This is a genomic window from Burkholderia sp. Z1, from assembly GCF_014893795.1.
Lineage (GTDB): Bacteria > Pseudomonadota > Gammaproteobacteria > Burkholderiales > Burkholderiaceae > Burkholderia > Burkholderia theae.
Genome location: NZ_JACFYL010000002.1, coordinates 450,681 through 472,788 on the forward strand (window position 1 = coordinate 450,681; position 22,108 = coordinate 472,788).

21 protein-coding genes are annotated in these 22,108 nt (G+C 68.7%); 9 read left to right on the forward strand and 12 right to left on the reverse strand.

The window, feature by feature from the left end; genetic code table 11:
• Nucleotide 1 precedes the first annotated feature (1 nt).
• Nucleotides 2-1,510 (reverse strand): PLP-dependent aminotransferase family protein, encoded by a 1,509-nt coding sequence (locus H3H55_RS19140; protein ID WP_193099781.1) that lies wholly within the window; start codon nucleotides 1,508-1,510, stop codon nucleotides 2-4.
• Nucleotides 1,511-1,633: 123 nt separating this feature from the next.
• Between H3H55_RS19140 and H3H55_RS19145 the strand changes: the two genes are divergently transcribed.
• Nucleotides 1,634-2,278 (forward strand): FMN-binding negative transcriptional regulator, encoded by a 645-nt coding sequence (locus H3H55_RS19145; protein ID WP_193099782.1) that lies wholly within the window; start codon nucleotides 1,634-1,636, stop codon nucleotides 2,276-2,278.
• 43 nt (nucleotides 2,279-2,321) lie between these two features.
• Here the strand turns inward: H3H55_RS19145 and H3H55_RS19150 are convergent, their stop codons facing one another.
• Nucleotides 2,322-2,903 (reverse strand): thioredoxin family protein, encoded by a 582-nt coding sequence (locus H3H55_RS19150; RefSeq protein ID WP_193099783.1) that lies wholly within the window; start codon nucleotides 2,901-2,903, stop codon nucleotides 2,322-2,324.
• Between the two features lie 238 nt (nucleotides 2,904-3,141).
• On the opposite strand from H3H55_RS19150, the gene H3H55_RS19155 reads away from it, so the two are divergent.
• Nucleotides 3,142-3,882 (forward strand): response regulator, encoded by a 741-nt coding sequence (locus H3H55_RS19155; RefSeq protein WP_048246656.1) that lies wholly within the window; start codon nucleotides 3,142-3,144, stop codon nucleotides 3,880-3,882.
• Nucleotides 3,879-5,201: an ATP-binding protein gene (locus tag H3H55_RS19160; RefSeq protein WP_193099784.1), complete on the forward strand. Its 1,323-nt coding sequence runs from the start codon at nucleotides 3,879-3,881 to the stop codon at nucleotides 5,199-5,201. The genes H3H55_RS19155 and H3H55_RS19160 overlap by 4 nt, the downstream gene beginning before the upstream one ends.
• A gap of 78 nt (nucleotides 5,202-5,279) precedes the next feature.
• Here the strand turns inward: H3H55_RS19160 and H3H55_RS19165 are convergent, their stop codons facing one another.
• From H3H55_RS19165 to H3H55_RS19180, 4 genes are all read right to left on the reverse strand, one after another.
• Entirely contained in the window at nucleotides 5,280-5,891 is a 612-nt protein-coding gene (locus tag H3H55_RS19165; RefSeq protein ID WP_193099785.1) for an alpha/beta fold hydrolase, read from the reverse strand.
• Between the two features lie 53 nt (nucleotides 5,892-5,944).
• Nucleotides 5,945-6,679, reverse strand: a complete 735-nt coding sequence (locus H3H55_RS19170; RefSeq protein ID WP_193099786.1) for a metallophosphoesterase family protein — start codon at nucleotides 6,677-6,679, stop codon at nucleotides 5,945-5,947.
• An 89-nt stretch (nucleotides 6,680-6,768) separates the two neighbouring features.
• The gene (locus tag H3H55_RS19175) at nucleotides 6,769-7,305 is read right to left on the reverse strand and encodes a GNAT family N-acetyltransferase (protein ID WP_193099787.1); all 537 of its coding nucleotides are present in this window, start codon (nucleotides 7,303-7,305) and stop codon (nucleotides 6,769-6,771) included.
• Nucleotides 7,306-7,317: 12 nt separating this feature from the next.
• On the reverse strand, nucleotides 7,318-7,950 hold the full coding sequence (locus H3H55_RS19180; protein ID WP_129515769.1) for a LysE family translocator: 633 nt from the start codon (nucleotides 7,948-7,950) through the stop codon (nucleotides 7,318-7,320).
• A gap of 279 nt (nucleotides 7,951-8,229) precedes the next feature.
• Between H3H55_RS19180 and H3H55_RS19185 the strand changes: the two genes are divergently transcribed.
• From H3H55_RS19185 to H3H55_RS19195, 3 genes are all read left to right on the forward strand, one after another.
• Nucleotides 8,230-9,423, forward strand: a complete 1,194-nt coding sequence (locus H3H55_RS19185; RefSeq protein WP_129515768.1) for a porin — start codon at nucleotides 8,230-8,232, stop codon at nucleotides 9,421-9,423.
• A gap of 73 nt (nucleotides 9,424-9,496) precedes the next feature.
• Nucleotides 9,497-9,928, forward strand: coding sequence for a GFA family protein (locus tag H3H55_RS19190; protein ID WP_129515767.1), 432 nt, complete (start codon nucleotides 9,497-9,499; stop codon nucleotides 9,926-9,928).
• A gap of 469 nt (nucleotides 9,929-10,397) precedes the next feature.
• Nucleotides 10,398-12,323, forward strand: a complete 1,926-nt coding sequence (locus H3H55_RS19195) for an SMP-30/gluconolaconase/LRE-like region family protein (RefSeq protein ID WP_193099788.1) — start codon at nucleotides 10,398-10,400, stop codon at nucleotides 12,321-12,323.
• A 25-nt stretch (nucleotides 12,324-12,348) separates the two neighbouring features.
• Here the strand turns inward: H3H55_RS19195 and H3H55_RS19200 are convergent, their stop codons facing one another.
• From H3H55_RS19200 to H3H55_RS19225, 6 genes are all read right to left on the reverse strand, one after another.
• Nucleotides 12,349-13,275, reverse strand: a complete 927-nt coding sequence (locus H3H55_RS19200) for a c-type cytochrome (RefSeq protein ID WP_193099789.1) — start codon at nucleotides 13,273-13,275, stop codon at nucleotides 12,349-12,351.
• Nucleotides 13,272-13,958: a c-type cytochrome gene (locus H3H55_RS19205; protein ID WP_193099790.1), complete on the reverse strand. Its 687-nt coding sequence runs from the start codon at nucleotides 13,956-13,958 to the stop codon at nucleotides 13,272-13,274. The genes H3H55_RS19200 and H3H55_RS19205 overlap by 4 nt, the downstream gene beginning before the upstream one ends.
• 68 nt (nucleotides 13,959-14,026) lie before the next feature.
• Nucleotides 14,027-15,079: a substrate-binding domain-containing protein gene (locus tag H3H55_RS19210; protein ID WP_226800304.1), complete on the reverse strand. Its 1,053-nt coding sequence runs from the start codon at nucleotides 15,077-15,079 to the stop codon at nucleotides 14,027-14,029.
• Nucleotides 15,080-15,087: 8 nt separating this feature from the next.
• Entirely contained in the window at nucleotides 15,088-15,879 is a 792-nt protein-coding gene (locus tag H3H55_RS19215; protein WP_193099792.1) for a transcriptional initiation protein Tat, read from the reverse strand.
• A 205-nt stretch (nucleotides 15,880-16,084) separates the two neighbouring features.
• On the reverse strand, nucleotides 16,085-17,359 hold the full coding sequence (locus tag H3H55_RS19220) for an MFS transporter (RefSeq protein WP_193099793.1): 1,275 nt from the start codon (nucleotides 17,357-17,359) through the stop codon (nucleotides 16,085-16,087).
• A 93-nt stretch (nucleotides 17,360-17,452) separates the two neighbouring features.
• Nucleotides 17,453-18,919 carry a mannitol dehydrogenase family protein gene (locus tag H3H55_RS19225; RefSeq protein WP_193099794.1) on the reverse strand — a complete coding sequence of 489 codons (1,467 nt, stop codon included), beginning with the start codon at nucleotides 18,917-18,919 and terminating at the stop codon, nucleotides 17,453-17,455.
• A gap of 158 nt (nucleotides 18,920-19,077) precedes the next feature.
• Here H3H55_RS19225 and H3H55_RS19230 point away from each other — a divergent pair, with 158 nt between their 5' ends.
• Genes H3H55_RS19230 through H3H55_RS19240 form a run of 3 tightly spaced genes read left to right on the forward strand, consistent with a single transcriptional unit; the run spans nucleotide 19,078 to nucleotide 22,097 of the window.
• Nucleotides 19,078-19,806 carry a GntR family transcriptional regulator gene (locus tag H3H55_RS19230; protein WP_129515759.1) on the forward strand — a complete coding sequence of 243 codons (729 nt, stop codon included), beginning with the start codon at nucleotides 19,078-19,080 and terminating at the stop codon, nucleotides 19,804-19,806.
• Between the two features lie 21 nt (nucleotides 19,807-19,827).
• On the forward strand, nucleotides 19,828-21,036 hold the full coding sequence (gene manD, locus H3H55_RS19235; protein WP_193099795.1) for a D-mannonate dehydratase ManD: 1,209 nt from the start codon (nucleotides 19,828-19,830) through the stop codon (nucleotides 21,034-21,036).
• Nucleotides 21,037-21,065: 29 nt separating this feature from the next.
• Nucleotides 21,066-22,097 carry a Zn-dependent oxidoreductase gene (locus tag H3H55_RS19240; RefSeq protein WP_193099796.1) on the forward strand — a complete coding sequence of 344 codons (1,032 nt, stop codon included), beginning with the start codon at nucleotides 21,066-21,068 and terminating at the stop codon, nucleotides 22,095-22,097.
• Nucleotides 22,098-22,108: the final 11 nt, after the last annotated feature.

Consider the following 22,108-nt stretch of genomic DNA (forward strand, 5'->3'; position numbering starts at 1 on the left):
TTTACCGCGTATGCGGCCGCGATTCTTCCGACGAAACCACGTCCGCGAGCCGCTGCGCGGCCGCCTCCATCTGCGCGCGCCCGAACCCGCCGAAGCCGAGCACGAGCCCCGGGCGCGCCGTGCCCGGCGCGAACATCGGCGACACCGCGCGCACCGCGACGCCGGCCTGCACCGCGCGCGCGACCACGTCGAGATCGTCGATCCCTTCGGCGAGCCACAGCACGACGTGCATGCCCTGGTCGCCCGGCTGCACCCACGCGCGTTCGCGCGGCAGCCGCGCGCCGAGCGTGTCGATCAGCAATGCGCGCTGCTCTGCATACACGCCGCGCACGCGGCGAATGTGGCGGTCGAGATGCCCTTCCGCGATGAACGCGGCCAGCACGTGCTGGTCGGCGGTCGGCGCATGGCGATCCATCAGCACGCGGGCGCCGCAGAACGCGGGTACGAGATCGTCGGGCACGATCACGTAGCCGAGCCGCAGCGACGGAAACAGGATCTTGCTGAAGGTGCCGAGATAGATCACGCGGTCGGGGTCGAGACCCTGCAGCGACGGGAACGGATAGCCCTCGTAGCGCAGCTCGCTGTCGTAGTCGTCCTCGACCACCCACGCGCGATGCGTGCGCGCCCACGCGAGCAGCGCGTTGCGCCGCGCCATGCTGAGCGGCATGCCGAGCGGGTACTGGTGCGACGGCGTGACGAACGCGGCACGCGCATGCGGCGCGAGGCGGATGCCTGCGTCGACGTCGATGCCGTCGGCATCGACCGGCACGCGCACCATCGCGTCGCGCCGCCCGGTGCTTTCGAGCAGCGCGGTGATGCCGCGATAGGCCGGATTCTCGACCCACGCCTGATCGTTCGCGCCGAGCAGCACCTGGCTCGCGAGATGCAGCCCCTGCTGCGTGCCGCTCGTGATCACGACCTGGCCGGCATGGCAGCGCACCGAGCGCGACCGGCGCACGTAGTCGGCGATCGCCTCGCGCAGCGGCAGCGCGCCTTGCGGATCGGCATAGCCGGACGGCGCGCCGGCGCCGCGCGCGCGCAGGCGGTTGCCGAGCCGGCGCCAGATGTCGTCGGGTGCGGTGAGGCCGACCGGCACCGAGATCGCGAACGGCATGGCCGGCAGCGGAAGGAATTCGCGGGCGATCCGCGCGAAGGTGGCGGCCGGTTCGGGCAGCCCGGCGGGCACCGGGCGGCCGCGCTGGGCAGGCGTTTCAGGGTCGTTGACGGGCGGCGGTTCGGCGAGCGCGTTCGCGATCCGCGTGCCCGCGCCGCCGCGCGATTCGAGAAAGCCTTCGGCGATGAGCTGCGCATACGCGTCGACGACGGTGCCGCGCGCGACCTGCAGCGCCGCCGCCAGCCGCCGCGTGGACGGCAGCGTGTCGCCCGGACGGACGTCGCCGCGGCGCACGGCTTCGCGCAGCGCCTGCGCGAGCTGGCGGCTCAGGTCGCCAGCCGCACGATCGAGCGCGCCGAGCGACGGGATTTCGACGATCCGGGCCGTTCTTGCCATGATTCTGGTCTGCTGAAATTGTTCCAAACCGGCTCTACAGAATAAACCAGTTTGGGATCACAATCGGCGGATGACGGGCCCGCGCCTGTTCCATTTCCAACCCCGCACGACCGTGGAGCCGACATGTACGTCCCCGCCGATTTCAACGAGCCCAACCCCGACGCGCTGCGCGAGCTGATCGTGCAGCACCCGTTCGGCAGCCTGATCACGCACGGGAAGAACGGGCTCGACGCGAACCACATTCCGTTCGAGCTGCTGCCCGACGTTGACGGCGGCGGGCTCGGCGAGCTGCACGCGCACGTCGCGCGCGCGAATCCGGTCTGGCAGGACGTCGCGAACGGCGACGAGGTGCTCGTGATCTTCCGCGCCGGCGACGCGTACATCTCGCCGAACTGGTATCCGAGCAAGCACGTGGCGCACCGGCAGGTGCCGACCTGGAACTACGTGGTCGTGCATGCGCACGGCCGCATCACGGTGCGCGACGACGAGAAGTTCGTGCGCGGCGTGGTCGCCCGGCTGACGCGCACGCACGAGGCGTCGCAGCCGGTGCCGTGGAAGATGGGCGACGCGCCGCAGGACTATCTGGACACGATGCTGCAGGCGATCGTCGGGCTGCAGATCGAGATCACGCGGTTCGTCGGCAAGCGCAAGCTCGGGCAGAACAAGGCCGAGGCCGATATCCGCGGCGCCGGCGACGCGCTGGTCGCGGACGGCAACCTCGCGATCGGGGAAGCGATGCTGGCGGCGGCCGACGCAAAGCGCGGCTGAGCAGACGAGACGCGCGCGGGCGAGGGCCCGCGCTCCCGGGAGGCTACTGCGTGCGCGTCGTGCCCTTCATCCCTTCTCCGGCCTGCGCGAGCGCCCCGCGAATCGCCGCCTCCGTCTTGTCGTATTCGCCTTCGCCATAACGCGTATAGACGACCTTGCCGTTCGCATCGATCAGGTACAGCGCGGGCCAGTACTGGTTGCCGTACGCGCGCCACGTGTCGTAGCGGTTGTCCTGCGCGACCGGATACTGGATGCCGAAGCGCTTGATCGCATCGGCGACGTTGCCCGCGTCGCGCTCGAACGGATATTCGGGCGTATGCACGCCGACCACGACGAGCCCCTGGTCGCGATACTTGCGGTACCAGTCTTTCACGTACGGAATCGTATGAATGCAGTTGATGCACGAGTACGTCCAGAAATCGACGAGCACGACCTTGCCGTGCAACTGGCCGAGCGTCAGCGGCGCGCTGTTGTGCCAGCGGTCGATGCCCGTGAAGTCGGGCGCCGACGTGCCGGGCATCGACGCCTGCGTGCTCGCGTCGTCGCGGGTGCCCGCGAAGGCGGCGAGCCCGGCCGTGGCGGCGAGGGCGATGACGAGGGCGGCGGTCTTGAGTCGGGTCAGCATGGCGTTCTCCTGATCGGGAGGCCGCCGCTCGGGCGCGGCGGCCGGACGGGTTTCGTTCGACAGGCCCCATTAAGCTGCGCCGACGTATCTGCGATGTGTCCGGCAAACCACGCGTGTGCAATGTTGTGTGTCGTCACGGCGGCGCGATACATTGGGATACAAACGCGTGCCCGCCGTGCGGTATAAAAGCGGACATCGCCAGCCCGAACACCACGACACCGATACCCGATACCGACTCATGGACAAGATCGACCACGTGCTGATCGTCGACGACGATCGCGCGATCCGCGAACTGATCGCGGACTACCTGGAGAAGAACGGCATGCGCGTGTCGCTGGCCGCGAACGGCCGCGAGATGCGCAACGTGCTGGACGACGGCGCGCCCGACCTGATCGTGCTCGACCTGATGCTGCCGGGCGAGGACGGCCTCACGCTGTGCCGCGACCTGCGCGCGGGCAAGTTCCGCACGGTGCCGGTGCTGATGCTGACCGCGCGCGGCGAGGAAACCGACCGCATCATCGGCCTCGAGATGGGCGCCGACGACTACCTCGCCAAGCCGTTCGCGGTGCGCGAGCTGCTCGCGCGGATTCGCTCGGTGCTGCGCCGCGCGCGCATGCTGCCGCCCGGCATGCAGGTGACGGAAACGGCCGAGATGCTCGCGTTCGGCGAATGGCGGCTCGACACGACGGGACGCCACCTGCTCGATACCGAAGGCACGCTGGTCGCGCTGAGCGGCGCCGAATACCGGCTGCTGCGCGTGTTCCTCGACCATCCGCAGCGCGTGCTGACGCGCGACCAGTTGCTCAACCTCACGCAGGGGCGGCAGTCCGATCCGTTCGACCGCTCGATCGACCTGCTCGTGAGCCGGCTGCGCCAGCGGCTGCGCGACGGCGCGCGCGAGCCGCGCTACATCAAGACGCTGCGCAACGAGGGTTATGTGTTCTCGTCGGCCGTGACCGCCGTCGACGGTACGCCATGAGCGCGCGCACGCCGTGGCACTGGCCGCGCTCGCTGTTCGCGCGGCTCGCGCTGATCCTGTGCGTGGGCCTCGCGCTTGCGCAGACGCTGTCGTTCTGGCTCACCATGACCGAGCGCGACCAGGCGACCACCAACCTGATGATGGGCTACATCGAGCGCGAGGTCGCGAGCTCGGTCGCGCTGCTCGATCACCTGTCGCCCGCCGAGCGGGCCGCGTGGCTGCCGCGCCTCGGGCGGCGCAGCTATGCGTTCATCCTCGGGCCCGGCGAGACCGGCACGCCGCCGGAAGCGCGGCTGTCGGCGCGCGTCGAGCGGTCGATTTCCGACGGCATCGGCGGCGACTATCCGCTGACCGCGAACGCGATCCCCGGCGACCGCGAGCATCTGCAGGTGCATTTGCGGCTGACCGACGGGTCGCCGCTGACGATCGACATCCATCCGATGTCGACGGTGCCGCTGTCGGGCTGGCTGCCGGTCGTGCTCGTGCTGCAGCTCGCGGTGCTGGCCGCGTGCTGCTGGCTCGCGGTGCGGCTCGCGACACGCCCGCTCAAGCAGCTCGCGCAGGCCGCCGACGCGCTCGGCCCCGACCTGAAGGGCGAGCGCCTGAACGAGGGCGGGCCGTCCGAGGTCGCGCGCGCCGCCCGGGCGTTCAACGCGATGCAGGACCGCATCGCGCAGTACATGGCTGAACGCATGCAGATCCTCGCGTCGATCTCGCACGACCTGCAGACGCCGATCACGCGGATGCGGTTGCGCGTCGACGTGATGGACGACGACGCGCAGGGCGCGAAGATGCGCCAGGACCTGATCGAGATGGAGCACCTGGTGAAGGAGGGCGTCGCGTACGCGCGCACGCTGCACGGCACCGAGGAGGCCGCGCGCCGCATCGATCTCGATGCGCTGCTCGACAGCATCGTGTGCGACTACACGGATGCCGGGCAGGACGTCGCGCTGCACAGCCGCGCGCCGCTCGCGCTCGTCACGCGTCCGAAGGCGCTGCGCCGCATCGTCGGCAACCTCGTCGACAATGCGCTGAAGTTCGCGGGCGCGGCCGAGATCGACGTGCAGACCGCGCCGGACGGCGGCGCGGTCATCGCCGTGCTCGATCGCGGGCCCGGCATCCCGGACGATCAGCTCGACGCGGTGTTCGAACCGTTCCGGCGCGTCGAGACGTCGCGCAATCGCGAGACGGGCGGCACGGGGCTCGGTCTTGCCATCGCGCGGCAACTCGCGCTCGCGATGGGCGGTACGCTCACGTTGACCAATCGGCCGGATGGCGGCGGGCTGGAGGCCAGGCTGACGCTCAGGAATGCGGGGTGATACGACGCAGCGCGTGTGCGTCGCGGTTTCATGTTCATACCTCGGCCGAAGCCGAAGCTGAAGCCGCAGCGCGTTCCGTCACACGCGCAGCAGATGCGCATCGACGAGCGGTGCGAGTGCCTGCGCATGCACGGCCGCGAGATCGTGCCGGCCGCCCGGCACGACATGCAACCGCGCATCGGGCAGCCGTTCGAGCAGACGCCGGCCGGCCGCGACAGGGCTGATCGGATCGTCGTCGCCCCACAGCAGCAGCGTTGGTTGCGCGATGCGGCCGATGTCCTGCGACAGGTCGGCGCGAAACGTCATGAACCAGTCGGGCAATTGCGGGTTCGCTTCGGCAAAACCGGTGCGCCAGTCCTGCGCGCCGAGCCCTTCCATGTCGAGGCCGCCGGACGTGACCGTCAGCACCAGGTGCGTGACGAGATCCGGCTTGTCGAGCGCCGCGCGCATCGCGATCACGCCACCCATCGATTGCGCGATTACGGCCGTTGGCCGGTCGATCGTCGCGAGCACATGACCGACGAGGCTGTCGAAATCGTCGACGGCCGGATCGCGCGGCGTGTCGCCGAAGCCTGGATAAGCGACGATCCGCCGCTCGGCCGGATGCGTCAGCAGGCTGGCCAGCGGCTGCCAGAAGGCGGTGCTGCCCGATGCGCCGGGCAGGAAGAGCAGTTGCGACGGAACGGGCATGGCGAGTTGGTTTTTCGATCGATGAGGCAGGGTGACGGGGCGGCGCGAGCGCGTCAGCACCGGCCGGTGCGCAGCGCGACGGTCCAGTCGTCGCGCCCGCGCGATGCCGCGGTGGCGGCGGCCGTATGCCAGTCGTATTCGACCGCATGGAATTCGACGTTCCAGCCGGTCGCCGTGCGCGACACTATCGCGTAGCGTGCATGCGGCGAACCCGTCTCGATGCGGTGCGGATGCGGCAGGTCGTCCGTGTACGCCTGCAGCCCGACGCTGCCCGGGTTGACGATCAGCCGGCCGTCGTCGAGCTTGGCCGTGCGCGGCACGTGCGTGTGGCCGCACAGGATCAGCGATGCCGGCTCGTCGCCCGCGCGCTGCGCGATTTCATCAGGCGTTGCCGCGCGGCAGCCGTCGGGCGTGACCGTTTCGAGGAAGTAGACGAGATCGCTGGCCGGCGTGCCATGCACCATCAGCACGTCGTCGCCGAGCGTCACGCGTTCGGGCAGCGCGGCGATCCATTCGAGATGATCGGCGCGCAGCGTGTCGTGCGCCCAGCGATCCGACAGTCGCATCGACTCGCGATCGCCGCCGAGCAGTTGCCGCTCGTGATTGCCCTTGATGGTCGGCAGGTCGAGTGCGATCAGGCGGTCGGCCGTCTCGGCCGGATGGAGCGCGCCCGACACGATATCGCCGAGATTGACGATTACGTCGGCGCCACGGCGGCGGACGTCGTCGAGCACTGCGTCGAGCGCGGCGAGATTGCCGTGGATATCGGAGAGCGCGGCGATTTTCATGGCGGAGCGTCGAGGAGGGGAACGGCGATTGTCGCCAATTCGGCGTGGGCCGTCCAATGGCGCCAGCGGCTGATGCCGCGTGTCGCGCGTCAGTCGGTCGCGAGGCGCGCGTACATCGCGAAATCGCCCGGCGTGCCGCGCACCATCCGGTACGCGCGCAACAGCCCTTCGTAACGGTAGCCGCACTTCTGCAGCACACGCGCGGAGCCGGCGTTGCTGGTCAGCACGACGCCCTGGATGCGCATGAAGCCGCCCTCCGCGAACGCCCACGCGGTGACGGCCGCGCACAGCGCGCTCGCGATTCCGCGCCCCCAGTGCGATGGTGCGAGATCGTACGCGATCTCCGCCGAGCGGTTCGCGCTGGACACGGTATGCAGCCCGATCGTGCCGGCGAGCGCGCCCGATGCGGTGTCGACGATCGCGAGACGCCGGATCGAATCCGGGCCGGCCGATTCGATGCTGTCGAACAGCGGCAGCAGATCGTCGCGCGAGCGCAGGTTCCAGCTCGTGTGGCGGACGACGTCGGGGTTCGACAGGTACGCGTACCACGCGTCGAGATCGGCGCGTTCGAGCTGGCGAAGCGACAGGCCGGGAAAGCCGGCGTGGGGCGGTGCGGCGATTCTCATCGGAACCGACCGCTACGCGGCATGACGCCGATACAACGCCAGCGAACCGGCGAGCGCGAGCAGCATCGCGCCGCACGTGCGTTCGAGCCACAGCGCGCCGGCGCGCTTGAGCAGCCGCACCGCACGTGCGCCGAGCAGCGCATAGCCGAACATCACGACGCCGTCGAGCAGCGCGAACGTGACCGCGAGCGCGACGTATTGCGGCGCAAGCGGCGTGGACGGATCGAGGAACTGCGGCAGGAACGCGGAAAAGAACAGATAGCCCTTCGGGTTCGTCACCGCGGTCAGGAAGCTCTTCGCGAAGATCGACGCGTTGCGCTCGGGCGCCGCGCCGCCGTGCGCGGCGGCAACGTCGAGTGAACCCTTCGACATCAGCAGCCGGATGCCGACATACGCGAGGTACGCGGCGCCGAGCCACTTCACCACCGAGAACCAGAACGCCGACGCCATCAGCAGCGCGCCGAGGCCGAGCGCGACCGCCACGATCAGCACGAAGTCGGACAGCATCGCGCCCGCGAAACCCCAGGCCGCGCGGCGCACGCCGTAGCGCGAGCCGTTGGTCAGCGCGAGCAGCACGGTCGGGCCAGGTGTCGCGATGCCGACGAATGCGACGGCGGCGAAGATCAGCAGGGTCGTTTCATGCATGAGGAACTCCCGACGGAAGGCGTGCGTTCGATTATCGGGGGCGCCGGCCCGCGCTGTACAGGCACGACAGCCGGGCGCCCGGCCGCGTTTTCGACTATCTCGATTTTGGCAAGAAACTGTTTTCATTATTCCGGTTTCGAACGGAACCGGTTCCAATTACGATGGCGGCCGCAGCGGGCATGCCCGCCGGCCTCGCACGGCCGGCGGATCTCGCCGCCCGCGCGCTACTCGCAACAGTCAGCCAGAACAACGGGTTCACCGCCCGGAGACACGACAACCATGAACAAGCAACTGATCGCAGCGCCGCTGCTGCTCTCGCTCGCGGGCATCGCGTCCGCGCAAAGCTCCGTCACGCTGTACGGCATCGTCGATGCGGGCGTGACCTATCGCAGCAACGAACGGGTCGGCTCGGCAGGCGCGTACACCGGGCATTCGAGCGTCGGGCTCACGACCGGCAACCTGTCCGGCAGCCGCTGGGGCATCAAGGGTTCAGAGGATCTCGGCGGCGGGATGCGCGCGCTGTTCGTCCTCGAGAACGGCTTCGACATCACGAACGGCACGTCGGGGCAGGGCGGCCGCCAGTTCGGCCGCCAGGCGTTCGTCGGCATCGGCAGCGACCGCTACGGCTCGGTCACGCTCGGCCGCCAGTACACGTCGCTCGACGACTTCGTGAGCCCGGTCGGCCCGTCGTCGTTCATCGGCGGGTTCGGCGCGCACCCGGGCGACATCGACGATCTCGACCAGACCGCGCGTGTGGACAGCGCGATCAAGTACACGAGCGCCAATTACTCGGGCTTCACGTTCGGCGCGCTGTACGGCTTCGGCGGCCAGCCGGGCAGCATGAAGCAGCGCAACACGTGGAGCGTCGGCGCGGCGTACGCGGCGGGCCCGCTGCGCGTCGGCGTCGGCTACGAGCGCTCGGACAACAGCAAGACGGGCGCGACCGACCCGACGGCAGGCAAGTGGCAGAGCACCGACGACGGGCTGTTCAACTCGTCGATCAACGAGGGTTATGCGAGCGCGCAGTCGCAGCAGGTCATCGCGACCGGCGCGACGTACGACTTCGGCCCGGCCGTCGTCGGCGTGAACTACAGCAACGTGCAGTACCGCAGCGGCGGTCAATCGCTGTTCACGGGCCACGCGACGTTCAACGTCGCGGGCGTGTTCACGCGCTGGAACGTGCGGCCGCAGACGCAACTGTTCGCGGGCTACAGCTACACGCGCGGCAGCGATGTCGATGGCGTCGACGACCGCGCGCAGTACCACAACGTCACGCTCGGCGCCGTCTACGACCTGTCGAAGCGCACCAGCGTCTACTTGCTCGGCGCGTACCAGCATGCATCGGGCATGACGCTCGACGCGCTCGGCCGGCCGGTGGCCGCGACCGCGTCGGTGTCCGACAAGGCGAACGGTCACTCGTCCGACTCGCGCTCGCAGGCGATCGTCAGCCTCGGGCTGCGCCAGAAGTTCTGACGCTGAGGTCGTTGCGGTCGCAACGTTGCAGGCATGCTCCTATACTGTCGCCTCCCTGTTTCGAGGAGGCGACATGACCCGAACGCAATCCGCGAGCTGCCTGTGCGGTGCGATCACCGTTACGCTGCGCGGCGAGCCGGCGGCGCGTGCGAACTGCCATTGCGCGACCTGCCGCGATTTCTACGGCACGCCGATGTTGTCCGCGACCGCGTGGCCGCCGGAGCAGGTTGCCGTCGACGGTAGTGGCTCGACGTTCCCGCATCCGACGAAGTCGATGTCGCGCACGTGGTGCGCGTCGTGCGGCGAGATCGTGTTCGGCACGAACCGGCTCGGCATGCGCGTCGTGCCGAACAGCCTGACCGCGCGTGCGCACGGCGGGCAACTGCCCGGCGACCTGCAGCCGACGATGCATCTGTTCTACCGGCACCGCGTGCTCGACGTCGTCGACGCGCTGCCGAAATACCTCGACGGCTGGGACGGCCCGACGCTCGACAACGCGAACTGAACGATCGCGACCGCGTGCCGGCACGGCCGGCGCGCGGCTTTCTCCGCCGCATTCATCCTCCCCCTTCCTCGCTTCCCGCCGCCGCCCGCGCGACATACCCGATCCGCAAGCTCGTGAAAAGACGATTGCGCCGGATAATATTTTTTCTCTTTCATTTCAATTTCGATTTGTAATCATTGAAACGATTTCCGGGGAATTGAAAGGCAATGCGGCATATCAGAAAAAATGACGCATTCGCATTGGGCGACCCGGAAGAAAATGCCGGAGAAAAGCGCCGGAATCGCGCTACCGGCGGGCCGTTGCGGCGCGGTTGGCGGGTTTGACCTTCGTTGACGAAAAAGCACCGGACGGCAATAAAGCGCGGGGTGAATAATTCGGGGTAACGGCGAATGCGCTTTTGCCGGAATCACCAATATTTCATGCGCGGCGATTTACAGTGTCGACAAACAATCGTCTGGGAGCATTATTCATGTCAATGAAACAAATTCGCGCGGCGTTGCTGGGAATGTGCATGGCGATGCTGGCGCCCGCGAGTCACGCGCAGGTGCAATATTCGACCGACTGGCTCGCGAACACATTCGGCACGCTGGCCGCGCACGTGGGCAACGGCGCACGCTCGATGTGGGTCGCGCCCGAGGGCGTGATCTACACGGCATCGCGCTGGGACGAGAACGCGGGCGGCGTCGCGATGTACCAGAACGGCCAGCCGATCGGCACGATCGGCATCCACGACGAATTCCAGGGCGGCGCGATCACCGGCAATTCGACGTCGCTGTTCGTCGCGCTCGGCTACAACCGCACGTTCGGCAGCGGCTCGGTGGGCCGCTACAACCGCGGCACGAACCTGCGCGACCTGCGCATCCCGGTCAGCACATGGACGGGCATCCAGTACGCGGATGTGATCACCGGCCTCGCGACGGCCGGCAACCTGCTGTACGTGAGCGATTTCTACGGCAACCGCGTGCGCGTCTACACGACGGACGGCGTCTGGCAGCGCGACATCGGCGTCTCGGGGCCCGGCGCGCTGGCGCTCGACGCGGCCGGCAACCTGTGGGTCGCGCGCAAGAGCGCGGGTGTCGTCGCGCAGTTCAGCGCGACCGGCACCGCGATGAACACGGTCCAGATGGCGGCCGGCGCGCGGCCGGCGTCGCTGTATTTCGATGCGTCGATGGGCCAGCTGATGGTGGGCGACGAAGGGCCCGACATGAACATCAAGGTCTACAGCGGGCTGCTCGGCCTGCCGATGCAGGTCGGCACGTTCGGCGTGCAGGGCGGCTATCTCGACACGACGACCGGCATCAAGGGGCAGGTCGGCGACAAGCGCTTCACGCGCGTCGCGGCGCTCGGCAAGGATTCGGCCGGCAACCTGTACGTGCTGAACAACGCATGGGGCGGCGGCTGGGATCTCGGCCGCAACGGCAGCACCGATCTCCATTCGTACAGCCCGACGGGCGCGCTGCAATGGAAGCTGCAGGCGCTGAACTTCGAGGGCATCGCCGCGCCCGATCCGGCGACGGACGGCGCATTCTTCTACAGCGGCAACAACGTGTACACGGGAGGGGCGGGCGGCACGTTTGTCGCGAACACGGTCGATCCGTTCACCTATCCGAAGGACCCGCGCCTCGACATGAACGACTATCAGCGCGGCCAGCATTTCGGCCAGCTCGTGACGGTCGGCGGCAACCGGATCCTCGTCGCGTCGGGGCAGAACCCGGGCAACTTCAACTTCTATTACTTCAACACGGCAAGCGGCTATATCGCGATTCCGGCCGGCTCGCTTCCCGGCAAGCCGTTCAATACGACGCTGCAGGTGACGGCCGGTTTCGACATCGACGGAAACGGCGACGTGTGGGCCGGGCTGAACGGATCCAACGTGATTTCCCGCTTCCCGATGACGGGCTTCGACGCGACCGGCAAGCCGTCATGGGGCAAGCCGACGACGACGCCGGTGCCGAGCACCGTGGCGCCGGTCACGCGCATCATCTACCAGGCGGACAGCGACACGATGATCCTCGCGCAGGGCCTCGCGGGCAATTGGGACTGGACCGCGATGAACGGGCACATCGAGGTCTATCACGGCTGGAAGAACGGCAACACGAGTGCGCCGAATCCGGTGATCAACCTGACGAGCGCGAATCCGAAGTCGATCGCGGCGGCCGGCCACTACCTGTTCGTCGGTTACGTGCACACGGTGCCGAACATCGACGTGTTCGACCTGAACAGCGGCGCGCTCGTTACCACGCTGACGAATTCGAACACGTCGGCGATGGACGTCGGCAACGACGTCGACTCGATGTACGGCGTCCGTGCCTACCTGCGCTCGACCGGCGAGTACGTGATCACGAAGGACAACTACAACGGGTCGAGCATCGTCGTGTATCGCTGGCATCCGTGACCGCGCCGGCCGCGCGGGTCGAACGTCAGGGCGCGCCGAGCACGCGGCCGTTCACGCTGAGCCCGTACATCGAGTCGGGCGAATCGTGGAACTTCGCGCGCGTGTCCTGCACGGAGCCGGTGAAGCGCGGGTCCTGCGGACGTTCGTGGCTGTCCATGAAGGTCGCGACGTCCCACGCCTCCTGATCGGTCAGCGTGCCGCCGAGCCCGAGCGGCATGTTGGCCTTGATGAAACCGGCCGCATTGCGGATGTCGCCCATCCCCGCGCCCCAGTTGAACGAGCGCGCGCCCCATAGCGCCGGGAACGCCGGCTTGCCGCCGCTCGACTGGCCCTGGCCGTCCGCGCCGTGGCACAGCGCGCAGTGCTGCGTGTAGACGGCGGCGCCGCGCGCGTAGTCGGCCTTCTGCGCGGGCGGCGGCAGTTTCGGGAAACCCTGCCCCGGCAGCTTCGTGCCGACCGGCGCGCCCTTCGCGAGCCAGTACGAATACGTTTCGAGCGCGACGAGGATCGGGTCGCCGGCCGGCGGCGCCTTGCCGTTCATGCTGTACTGAAAGCAGCCCTGCAGGCGTTCGGCGAACGTGTTCACGTGGCCGTTCTTGCTGCGGTAGGCCGGATACAGCAGGTACGCGGCCCACATCGGGCTCGAATCGGGCCGGCGGCCCGCGTCGAGGTGGCAGCTCGCGCAGGTCAGCTTGTTGCCGACGTACTTGCCCGCGAACTCGGGCGTGTGCAGGAAGATCTGCTCGCCGAGCTTCACGGTCTTGCCGAAGCCGTCGGCGGGGATCGCGGATTCGGCGGGCGGCGCGAACGGCCTGGCTGCCGATGGGGTTGCCGCCGATGCGGAAGCGGCGGCCGGTGCGTCCGGCGCCGCCGCGAACGCGAGCGCGGGCATCCAGGCCGCGCCGAGCAGCGTCGCGCGGGCGCGGCGGATCAGCGTCGTGCGGTCGATCATCGCTTGTCTCCTTGTGCGGCGCCGCCGCGCGCATAGTAGGCGGCCACCGCGTCGATGTCGGCGTCGGACAGCTTGCCGGCGATCATCGGCATCAGCGCCATCGGCCCGGGCGGGCGCGTGCCGTGTTTCCAGCCGTTCAACTGGCCGGCGATATACGCGGCCGGCTGGCCCGCGAGCGGCGGAAATGCGGTGCCCACGCCAAGGCCGCCGGGGCCGTGGCACTGCGCGCACGCAGGCAGACTCTGCGACCAGCGCCCGCGCGTCGCGAGCCACGCGCCGGTGTTCGCGGGATCGATCGACGTGTCGTCGGGGGGGACGATGCCGGCCGGCGCGGGCAGGCTCGCGAAGTACGCGGATACCGCGTCGCGCTCGTGCGGCGACAGCAGTTTCGAGAGCGGCTGCATGACCGGGTTCTGGCGGCTGCCGTCCGCGAACGCGGCGAGCTGCGCGGACAGATACGCGGCATTCGTGCCCGCGAGGCGCGGGAAACCGGCCGCCGCGTTGCCTTCGCCCTGGCTGCCGTGGCAGCCGATGCAGGCGGCGACGCCCGTCGCCGAGCCCTGTGTCGCGAGCGTCTTGCCGAGCGTCGCGTCGTCCGCGCGCGCGTGGCCGGCCAGCAGCGCCGCCGCGGAAAGCAGCAGCGGCGCGAACCGGTGTCGCCGTGTGTCGATCTTGTCGTTCACGTGTCCCCTCCTTGTTGTCTTTCGCGTGCGTGCTTGCTGTCATGCAGCCGAGCGTTCGGCCCGGGTCGTCAGCCTGCGGCGGGCCCGTCCTCCGCAGGCGCGAGGTGCTGCGCCGGTGCCGCCGCATCGTATCGGCCGAAGCCGTAGCGCTGGAAAATCCGGAATGCCTCCGGCGACCGGATGAACGCGAGCCATGCGCGCGCGGCTTCCGGATGCGGCGCGTCTTTCACCATCGCCCCCGCGTAGATCGCCGTCGTATTCTGCGCGGCCGGAATGTCGATGTGCATCAGCGGATGCCCGACCTGTTCCTGGAACGCCCCCTCGGATTGCCACAGCACGCCGGCGTCCGCGCGCCCCTGCATCAGGAACAGCGCGGTTTCCCGGTGGTGGATGTGCGTGAGTTCGGTCGTGCCGGCGCGCACCTTGTCGTCGTAGACGGTGCGTGCGAGCGCATCGCCGCCGGCTTTCACGAGCGACGCGCGGATCTGCCGCGCGACGCCTTCGAACGCCGGGTTCGGCATCGCGAGCTTTACGTCGGGCCGCGCGAGATCGTTCAGCGACGCGATGCGCTTCGGATTGCCGGCGCGCACCATGATCGTCAGCTGGTTCGTCACGTACGGCACGGCCGGGCCCGCGAGCGTGCCGTCCGCGATCAGCCCGTCGATCTTGCCGAGCCCGGCGAAATACGCGTCCGGCTTGACCGTCCACGTCATGTTGCCGACCGTGATCGTGCCGCCCGCGTGGATCTGCTTCACGAGCAGGCCGGGCGGGATCGTTTCCCAGTAGATGCGGCCGCGGTATTCGGGATGGTCTTCCTCGAACTTCGCGACGAGCGGCGCCATCGCGAAGAAGTAGTTGCCGCCGACGTACAGCACGAGCTTCGGCGCGGTGAGGTCGCCGTGGAAATCGGCGAGCACGTCCACCTGCGGCACCGTGAATTCGAGGCCGCGTTGCGTCGCGTCATTGTTGCGGCCGTCCTGCCAGGGCGGAAAGACGCTCGTGGCGGTGTCGGCGGGCGCGGCGAGCGACAGCGCCGACGCGCAGCACAGCCAGCCGGCCAGCGCGGCGTGCAGCGGGCGCCGCCGGCGGCGCGACGGCGAATGCGTGAGGATCGAGGTCATGGCGTGCGTCATTTCGCGTACGTGAAACCGGCCTGCTGCAATTCGGGCAGCGTGCCGACCGCGCCCGGCGTGACGATCGCCGACGGGATCACGTGGTTGGTCAGGTCGGCCGCGAGCGCGTCGAGCGGCAGCTTGTCGGGATTCGCGTTCGCGCCGTCGAGCCGCTCCGCGAGTTCCCAGATCGCGTTGTGGCACGACAGGAACACGACGCCGCGTTGCTGCAATGCGGCGATGCTGTTGTCGTGCGACGAGAACGCGCCATCGGGCAACTCGTGATCCTGCGCGCCTTTCGACTGCGCGGGTTTCGCGTCGAGCAGCGTGTTGGTCGGGAACGCGGCGCCGGCGAGTTTCGCGAGGCCGTATTTGTCCCACGCGGCCTGGTCGAACAGCGCGAGATGCGCGCTGCCGTGCGTGGCCGACACGACGAGGAAATCCGGATGACCGTACGACCAGATCTGCGCGTTCAGCGAGTTGCGCATCAGGTTCAGCCACGGGCCGCCGAGTTCGGTGTTGTCCCACACCTGCTTCGGGCCGCCGCGATAGCCGGTCACTTCGGCGAGCGCCGCGTGATCCCACTGGTCGGGACGTTCGAGGATCATCGGCACCGTCTTGAAGTCGCGCCGCCTCGGCGCGGCCGCGAGGCGGCGCGTGAGGTCGGCGAGGTGCGCGGCGCCGCCGGGCAGCAAGGCGCCTGTTTCGGGCGCGGCGGCGTGAGCGTGGCGCGCGGCGGCGAGCAGCGCGGTGCCGGCCGCGAGGCCGAGTGTCTTGAGCGCGCCGCGGCGCGCGTGCCGGTCCGACATGGCTTATCTCCCGGAATCGTTATTGTGGGGGCGTGTCGCGTTGCCGTGCGGCGGCGCGGCGTCGCGATTGCGTAGCCAGTCTAGGGGCGCGCGATCGATACCGGAAATCGCGATATCGGATGGGAGATATTCGGGGGTCTGATGATTGGGGGGACGGCGGGCGACGCCGCGAGCGCGGCGTCGCGTGGCGAAGGGTCGCGCGGCGTCAATGCGCCGCGCGTTCGCGCAAGACTTCCGACGGCCGGCTGTTACGCACGAACACGCCTGCGAGCACGGCGCCCGTCAGCGCGATCGCGCCGGCCAGCACGAATGCGGCCGCGAACGAGCCGCTGCGTTCGACGATGAGGCCGGTCACGGCCGGCCCGATCACGCCCGACAGGCTGCCCATGCAGTGCAGGAAGCCGCTCACGCCGCCGACGCGCGACGGGTGCACGACATCCTGCACGATCGCCCAGTAGATCGCGCCGGTGACGTACAGGAAGAACAGCGACACGGACATCAGCGCAACCGCGCCTTGCGTCGACTGCACGGTGCCCGCGATCGCGACGCAGGCGCCCGCGCCGAGCAGGCAGGTGACGAGGACGATCCGGCGCGACAGCAGCAGGTTGCCGGTGAGCCGGTAGAGCGCATCCGAGATGGCGCCGCCGCATGCGAGGCCGACCGTGCCGACGAGCCAGGGCACGACGGTGGCGACGCTCATCTCCTTGATGTTGAGGTGATGCGCGCGCACGAGATAGCTCGGGAACCAGCTCAGGAAGAAGAACAGCACGTAGTTGTAGCTGAAGAACGCAGCGGCCGTGGCGAGGATGCGCGGCTGGCGCACGTAGTGCGACAGCGTGCGCGCGGGTGCCGATGCGTCGCCGTCGCCGGTGTATGCGGCGGCAGGCACGAGCGGCGCGTCGTTCACCGGCGCGGCGGGACGATCCGACGTCGACACCATCCACAGCACGACCCACGCGAGCCCGATCGCGCAGACGATCCAGAACGCCGGCCGCCAGCCGAACTGCGCGGCCAGCAGGCCGACGATCGGCCCGGCGATCGCGCCGCCGAGCGGCGAGCCCGCGCTGAGCAGGCCCATCGCGGTCGCGGCGGCGTCGCGCGGCAGCCAGTTGTTGACCATCTTGTTCGCGGCCGAGCACAGCGGGCCTTCGGCCATGCCGAACAGCAGTCGCACGATCAGCAGGCTCACGAAGCCGACGGTCAGCGCGGTCATCCCGCAGAAGATCGACCAGAGCCCGACCGACAGCACGTACACGAGCTTCGGCCCGAGCCGGTCGGACGCGAGGCCGCCGATGAAATTGAACAGCGCATAACCGATGAAGAACGTGCTGAACACGAGGCCCATCTGCGCGGCGTCGATGCCGAGATCGGTCTGCACGATCGGCGCGACGATCGACAGCGCGACGCGGTCGAGATAGTTGATGCCGTACACGAGAAACAGCAGGAATACCGTGAACCACGCCTGGGTCTTTTGCTTCATGTTCGTCTCCTTCGTGCCGGTGGGCCGGCCGTCATGTCTTGTGATGGCGTCATGCGGTTCGCGCGTCTCGGTGCGAACCGGTCGAGCGGTCGGTCAGCGCACGTGCAGCGGCGCGAGCAGCGCATCGGTGCCGTGCGCACGCAGCGTCGACAGATGCGCGCCGACGCGCGCGACCAGCGCGTCGGGCCAGGTGGCCGGCCCGGCGAGCGCGGCACTGGCGAGCGCCGCGCGCACCGCGCCGTTCGCGTCGCCGGCAGCACCGAGCGTCGCGGCGAGCGCGGCCGCGCCCGGATCGCTGATCGTCAGCGGCCGGCCGTCGGTGTCGCGCGCGGTGCTCAGGTAGTACAGCCAGAGCGCAAGCGCACGCTCCAGATACGGGCGCTCGACACCCGCCGCCGCGCTGAGGGCGAGCGCGGGCAGCCAGCGCAGCGGCACTTTCTGCGTGCCGTCCATCGCGATCTGTTCGGTGCGGTGCGCGAGCGTCGGATTCCGGAAACGCCGCACGAGCGTCGCGCAATAGTCGTGCGCGTCGAAGCCGGACGGCACGTCGACGGTCGCGAGCAGGTCGTGCGTCATCACGCCGTCGACGAACGCCGCGATCGCCGGATCGGCCATCGCGTCCGACACGGTCGCGCGGCCGCGCAGTTGCCCCGCATACGCGATCGCCGAATGCGAGCCGTTCAGCAGCCGCAGCTTCATCGTTTCGTAGGGCCGCACGTCGGCGACGACGCGCGCGCCGGCGTCTTCCCAGCGCGGACGCGGGCCTGCGAAGCGATCCTCGATCACCCATTGCGAGAACGGTTCGCAGACGATCGCGGCCGCGTCGCGCGCGCCGAGGTGCGCTTGTGCCCAGTCGAGCGACTCGGGCGTGGCAGCCGGCACGATCCGGTCGACCATGCTGTTCGGAAAGGCGACGTCGTCGCGGATGCGTCGTGCAAGCGCGCCGTCGTCGATGCGTTCCGCGTAGTCGAGCAGCAGCGCGCGCACCGTGTCGCCGTTGGACGTCATGTTGTCGCAGCAGACGACGGTGAGCGGCGCGCTGGCAGGCCGCTGCCGGAGGCCGGCGGCGATCACGCCGAGCGCGGTACGCGGCGTGTCCGGAGCGGCCAGGTCGGCGCGGAGGGCGGGATCGTCGGTATCGAGACCGCCGCCCGGCAGGCGGCAATAGCCTTTCTCGGTCACGGTCAGGCTGACGATCGACACGCCCGGATCGGCGATCAGCGCGAGCAGTGCGGGCAGCGATTCCGGCGCGAACAGCGTGCCGTGCACGGCGCCGACGATCCGGGTGTGCGCGCCGCCGCCGTCGCGCTCGGTCACCGTGTACAGGTGGTCCTGCGCGGCGAGCAGGTCGACGGTATGGCGCCGCCGCAGCTCGACGCCGACGATCCCCCAGCGCAGGTCGCCCTGCTCGAGCACGATCTCGGTATGGATCGCCTGATGCGCGCGGTGGAACGCGCCGAGGCCGAGATGGACGATGCCCGTGCGGACCGCGTGCCGGTCATAGCTGGGACGGCGCGTGCCGGGCGGCGCGGTGCGCAGGAAATCGGGGGCAGGTGGCATGACGGTCGGCAACAAGATGTACCATGGTAGATAGTTGGATGGACGAAGGTTATTGCGGGTTTTTGCTGGAAGTTACTGGTGTAAACGCCAGTTCGATCAATTTCGCTGTGTTGTGTACCATGGTAGTTATCGATATCAAGTCGGAAGCATCGGCAAACATGAACGAAACCGCAGCATTTGAGGAAGGCGTCGTCGTCACGGCGTTGCAGGCGTTCTCGCTGGACGAGAGCCGGTCCTATACGGAGCAGGTGCACGCGCTGCTGCGCAACGCGATCGTCCGGGGCGCGCTGCCGCCGCACACCGCGTTATCCGAAGCCGTGATCTCGACCACGATCAAGGTCAGCCGCACGCCCGTGCGCGAAGCGTTCGCGCAACTGGCCGACGAGCGGCTCGTGCAGATCCACCGGAAGGTCGGCACGTTCGTTGCACCGATCTCGGTATCGCTCCTCGAGGAAGGGCGGTTCGCGCGCAGCACGCTCGAATGCGCGAACCACGTCGAACTCGCGCAGAAGATTGCGCCCGCCCAACTGACCGAGCTCGCGCGGCTCATCGACGCGCAGCGCGACGCGGTCGACGTTGGCGATGTCGATGTGTTTTTCGCGCTCGACGAGAAGATGCACGCCCGCATGTTCGAGTTCGCCGGACGGCCGCACGTGTGGGAAATGCTGCAGCCAATCAAGCGTCAGTACGATCGCGTGCGCTGGCTGCTGCTCGACGACGTCGAGGGTCACGCTCGTCTCGCGTTGCAGGAGCACGAGCAGATTCTCACGCATATCGCGTCGCGCAACATGGCGCTGCTCGGCGCATCGGTCGCGACGCACGTCGACCGGATCGGCTCGCATCTGCCGGGCGTGCGCAACCGCGCGCCCCATTACTTTGTCGACTGAATCGCCCGCTGGAGGAGCGCAGTGAAAATCGAACGCTTGCAGACCATCGTCACGTGTCCGGGCCGGAACTTCGTGACGGTGAAGATCGTGACCGACGAAGGCGTCTACGGTCTCGGCGACGCGACGCTCAACGGGCGCGAGCTCGCGGTGCGCGCATATCTGGAAGATCACGTGTTCCCGTGTCTCGTCGGCCGCGACCCGCGCAACATCGAGGACATCTGGCAATACCTGTATCGCGGCGCGTACTGGCGGCGCGGGCCCGTGACGATGACGGCGATCGCCGCGATCGACATGGCGTTGTGGGACATCAAGGGCAAGCTCGCGGGCATGCCGGTGTACCAGCTGCTCGGCGGCAAGAGCCGCGACGGCCTGATGGTGTACGGCCACGCGAACGGGCGCGATCATGAAGAAGCGGTCGACGCGGTGCGCGCGCATATCGAGGAAGGCTTTCGTGCGATCCGTGTGCAGTCGGGCGTGCCGGGGCTCGACAAGGTGTACGGCGTCGGCAAGACCGCGGGCGCATACGAACCCGCCGAAAAAGGCTTGCCGCCTGAAGAACCGTGGGATACCGCGCTCTACCTGCGCCATACGCCGGAACTGTTCCGCAAGGTGCGCGACGCGGTCGGCGAAACGCCGCACCTGCTGCACGACGCGCATCACCGGCTCACGCCGATCGAGGCCGCGCGGCTCGGCCGCGATCTCGAGCCGCATCGTCTCTTCTGGCTGGAAGACGCGACGCCCGCCGAGAACCAGGACGCATTCCGCCTGATCCGCCAGCACACGACGACACCGCTCGCGGTCGGCGAAGTGTTCAACTCGATCTGGGATTGCAAGGACCTGATCCGCGACCAGCTGATCGACTATATCCGCGCGACGATCGTGCACGCCGGCGGGATCACGCACGTGCGGCGCATCGCCGACTACGCGGCGATGTACCAGGTGCGTACGGGCTTTCATGGTGCGACGGACTTGTCGCCGGTCTGCATGGCGGCGGCGGTCAACTTCGGGTTGTGGGCGCCGAACTTCGGCATTCAGGAACTGATGCCGCACAGCCCGTTGACCGACGAAGTGTTTCCGCACAGCTACCGCTTCGAGGACGGTTATCTCGTGATGGACGACGTGCCGGGCCTCGGCGTCGACATCGACGAGACGCTGGCCGAGAAGTATCCGTACGAGCGCGCGTACCTGCCGGTCGCCCGGTTGCGCGACGGGTCGATGTGGAACTGGTGAGCGGCGAAGATCCGAAGGAGAGAACCGAAATGTTGAGCGTCGTTGTCGATCGTCCGAACAGCATGAGCGTGCGCGACGTGCCGCTGCCCGTGCCCGCCGCCGGCGAAGTGCGCGTGAAGGTCCGTTATGCGGGCATCTGCGGCTCGGACCTGCACATCTTTCACGGCAAGAATCCGTTCGTATCGTATCCGCGCATCATCGGCCACGAATTCGTCGGGACGATCGAGTCGGTCGGCGAGGGCGTCGACGCGGCGCGGCTCGGCGAGACCGTCGCGGTCGATCCCGTGATCAGCTGCGGGCATTGCCATGCGTGCACGATCGGCCGGCGCAACGTGTGCCGGCACCTGACCGTGCTCGGTGTGCATCGCGACGGCGGCTTCAGCGAGTACACCTGCGTGCCGGCCGGCAACGCGTACCGGATTCCGGCGGAGATCGCCGACACCTGCGCGGCGATCGTCGAGCCGTTCGCGGTCGCCGCGAATGCGACGTCGCGCACCGGCGTGCTGCCGGGCGACGTCGCGCTGATCTATGGCGCGGGCACGGTCGGGCTGACGATCCTGCAGGTGCTCAAGCGCGTGTACGGCATCCGCGCGTTCATCACCGACCGGCTCGATGCGCGCCTGCAGCTCGCGCGCAAGTGCGGCGCGGCGGAGGACGAGATCATCAACACGAGCGTCGAGTCGCTTCCCGACGCGCTGGAGCGGCGTGGCGTGGACGGCGGCCCGACGCTGATCTTCGACGCGGTCTGCCATCCGTCGATTCTGGAAGAGGCCGTGCGGCTCGCGGCGCCGGCGGGCCGGATCGGCGTGCTCGGTTTCTCGTCGGAACCGTCGGCGATCGTGCAGGCGGAACTGACGAAGAAGGAACTCACGCTCGCCGCGTCGCGGCTGAACTGCGCGATGTTCCCGCAGGTCATCGACTGGATCGGCCGCGGCCTGATCCAGCCCGAGCATATCGTCACGCACAAGGTCGGTTTCCGCGATGTCGCGCAGGCGTTCGAGATGGCCGAGCAGCGGCCTGCCGAGAGCTGCAAGATCCTGCTCGATTTCGCGGGCGATTAACGAGCGATACC

Bases quoted from the DNA above. Each gene is read 5' to 3' on its own strand.
- H3H55_RS19230 (WP_129515759.1), top strand. From the start codon at position 19,078: ATGAACGAAACCGCAGCATTTGAGGAAGGCGTCGTCGTCACGGCGTTG.
- H3H55_RS19145 (WP_193099782.1), top strand. From the start codon at position 1,634: ATGTACGTCCCCGCCGATTTCAACGAGCCCAACCCCGACGCGCTGCGC.
- H3H55_RS19160 (WP_193099784.1), top strand. From the start codon at position 3,879: ATGAGCGCGCGCACGCCGTGGCACTGGCCGCGCTCGCTGTTCGCGCGG.
- H3H55_RS19155 (WP_048246656.1), top strand. From the start codon at position 3,142: ATGGACAAGATCGACCACGTGCTGATCGTCGACGACGATCGCGCGATC.
- H3H55_RS19200 (WP_193099789.1), bottom strand. From the start codon at position 13,275: ATGATCGACCGCACGACGCTGATCCGCCGCGCCCGCGCGACGCTGCTC.
- H3H55_RS19210 (WP_226800304.1), bottom strand. From the start codon at position 15,079: ATGACCTCGATCCTCACGCATTCGCCGTCGCGCCGCCGGCGGCGCCCG.
- H3H55_RS19185 (WP_129515768.1), top strand. From the start codon at position 8,230: ATGAACAAGCAACTGATCGCAGCGCCGCTGCTGCTCTCGCTCGCGGGC.
- H3H55_RS19175 (WP_193099787.1), bottom strand. From the start codon at position 7,305: ATGAGAATCGCCGCACCGCCCCACGCCGGCTTTCCCGGCCTGTCGCTT.
- H3H55_RS19220 (WP_193099793.1), bottom strand. From the start codon at position 17,359: ATGAAGCAAAAGACCCAGGCGTGGTTCACGGTATTCCTGCTGTTTCTC.
- H3H55_RS19150 (WP_193099783.1), bottom strand. From the start codon at position 2,903: ATGCTGACCCGACTCAAGACCGCCGCCCTCGTCATCGCCCTCGCCGCC.
- H3H55_RS19215 (WP_193099792.1), bottom strand. From the start codon at position 15,879: ATGTCGGACCGGCACGCGCGCCGCGGCGCGCTCAAGACACTCGGCCTC.
- H3H55_RS19140 (WP_193099781.1), bottom strand. From the start codon at position 1,510: ATGGCAAGAACGGCCCGGATCGTCGAAATCCCGTCGCTCGGCGCGCTC.
- H3H55_RS19180 (WP_129515769.1), bottom strand. From the start codon at position 7,950: ATGCATGAAACGACCCTGCTGATCTTCGCCGCCGTCGCATTCGTCGGC.
- H3H55_RS19225 (WP_193099794.1), bottom strand. From the start codon at position 18,919: ATGCCACCTGCCCCCGATTTCCTGCGCACCGCGCCGCCCGGCACGCGC.
- H3H55_RS19165 (WP_193099785.1), bottom strand. From the start codon at position 5,891: ATGCCCGTTCCGTCGCAACTGCTCTTCCTGCCCGGCGCATCGGGCAGC.
- H3H55_RS19240 (WP_193099796.1), top strand. From the start codon at position 21,066: ATGTTGAGCGTCGTTGTCGATCGTCCGAACAGCATGAGCGTGCGCGAC.
- H3H55_RS19170 (WP_193099786.1), bottom strand. From the start codon at position 6,679: ATGAAAATCGCCGCGCTCTCCGATATCCACGGCAATCTCGCCGCGCTC.
- H3H55_RS19195 (WP_193099788.1), top strand. From the start codon at position 10,398: ATGTCAATGAAACAAATTCGCGCGGCGTTGCTGGGAATGTGCATGGCG.
- H3H55_RS19190 (WP_129515767.1), top strand. From the start codon at position 9,497: ATGACCCGAACGCAATCCGCGAGCTGCCTGTGCGGTGCGATCACCGTT.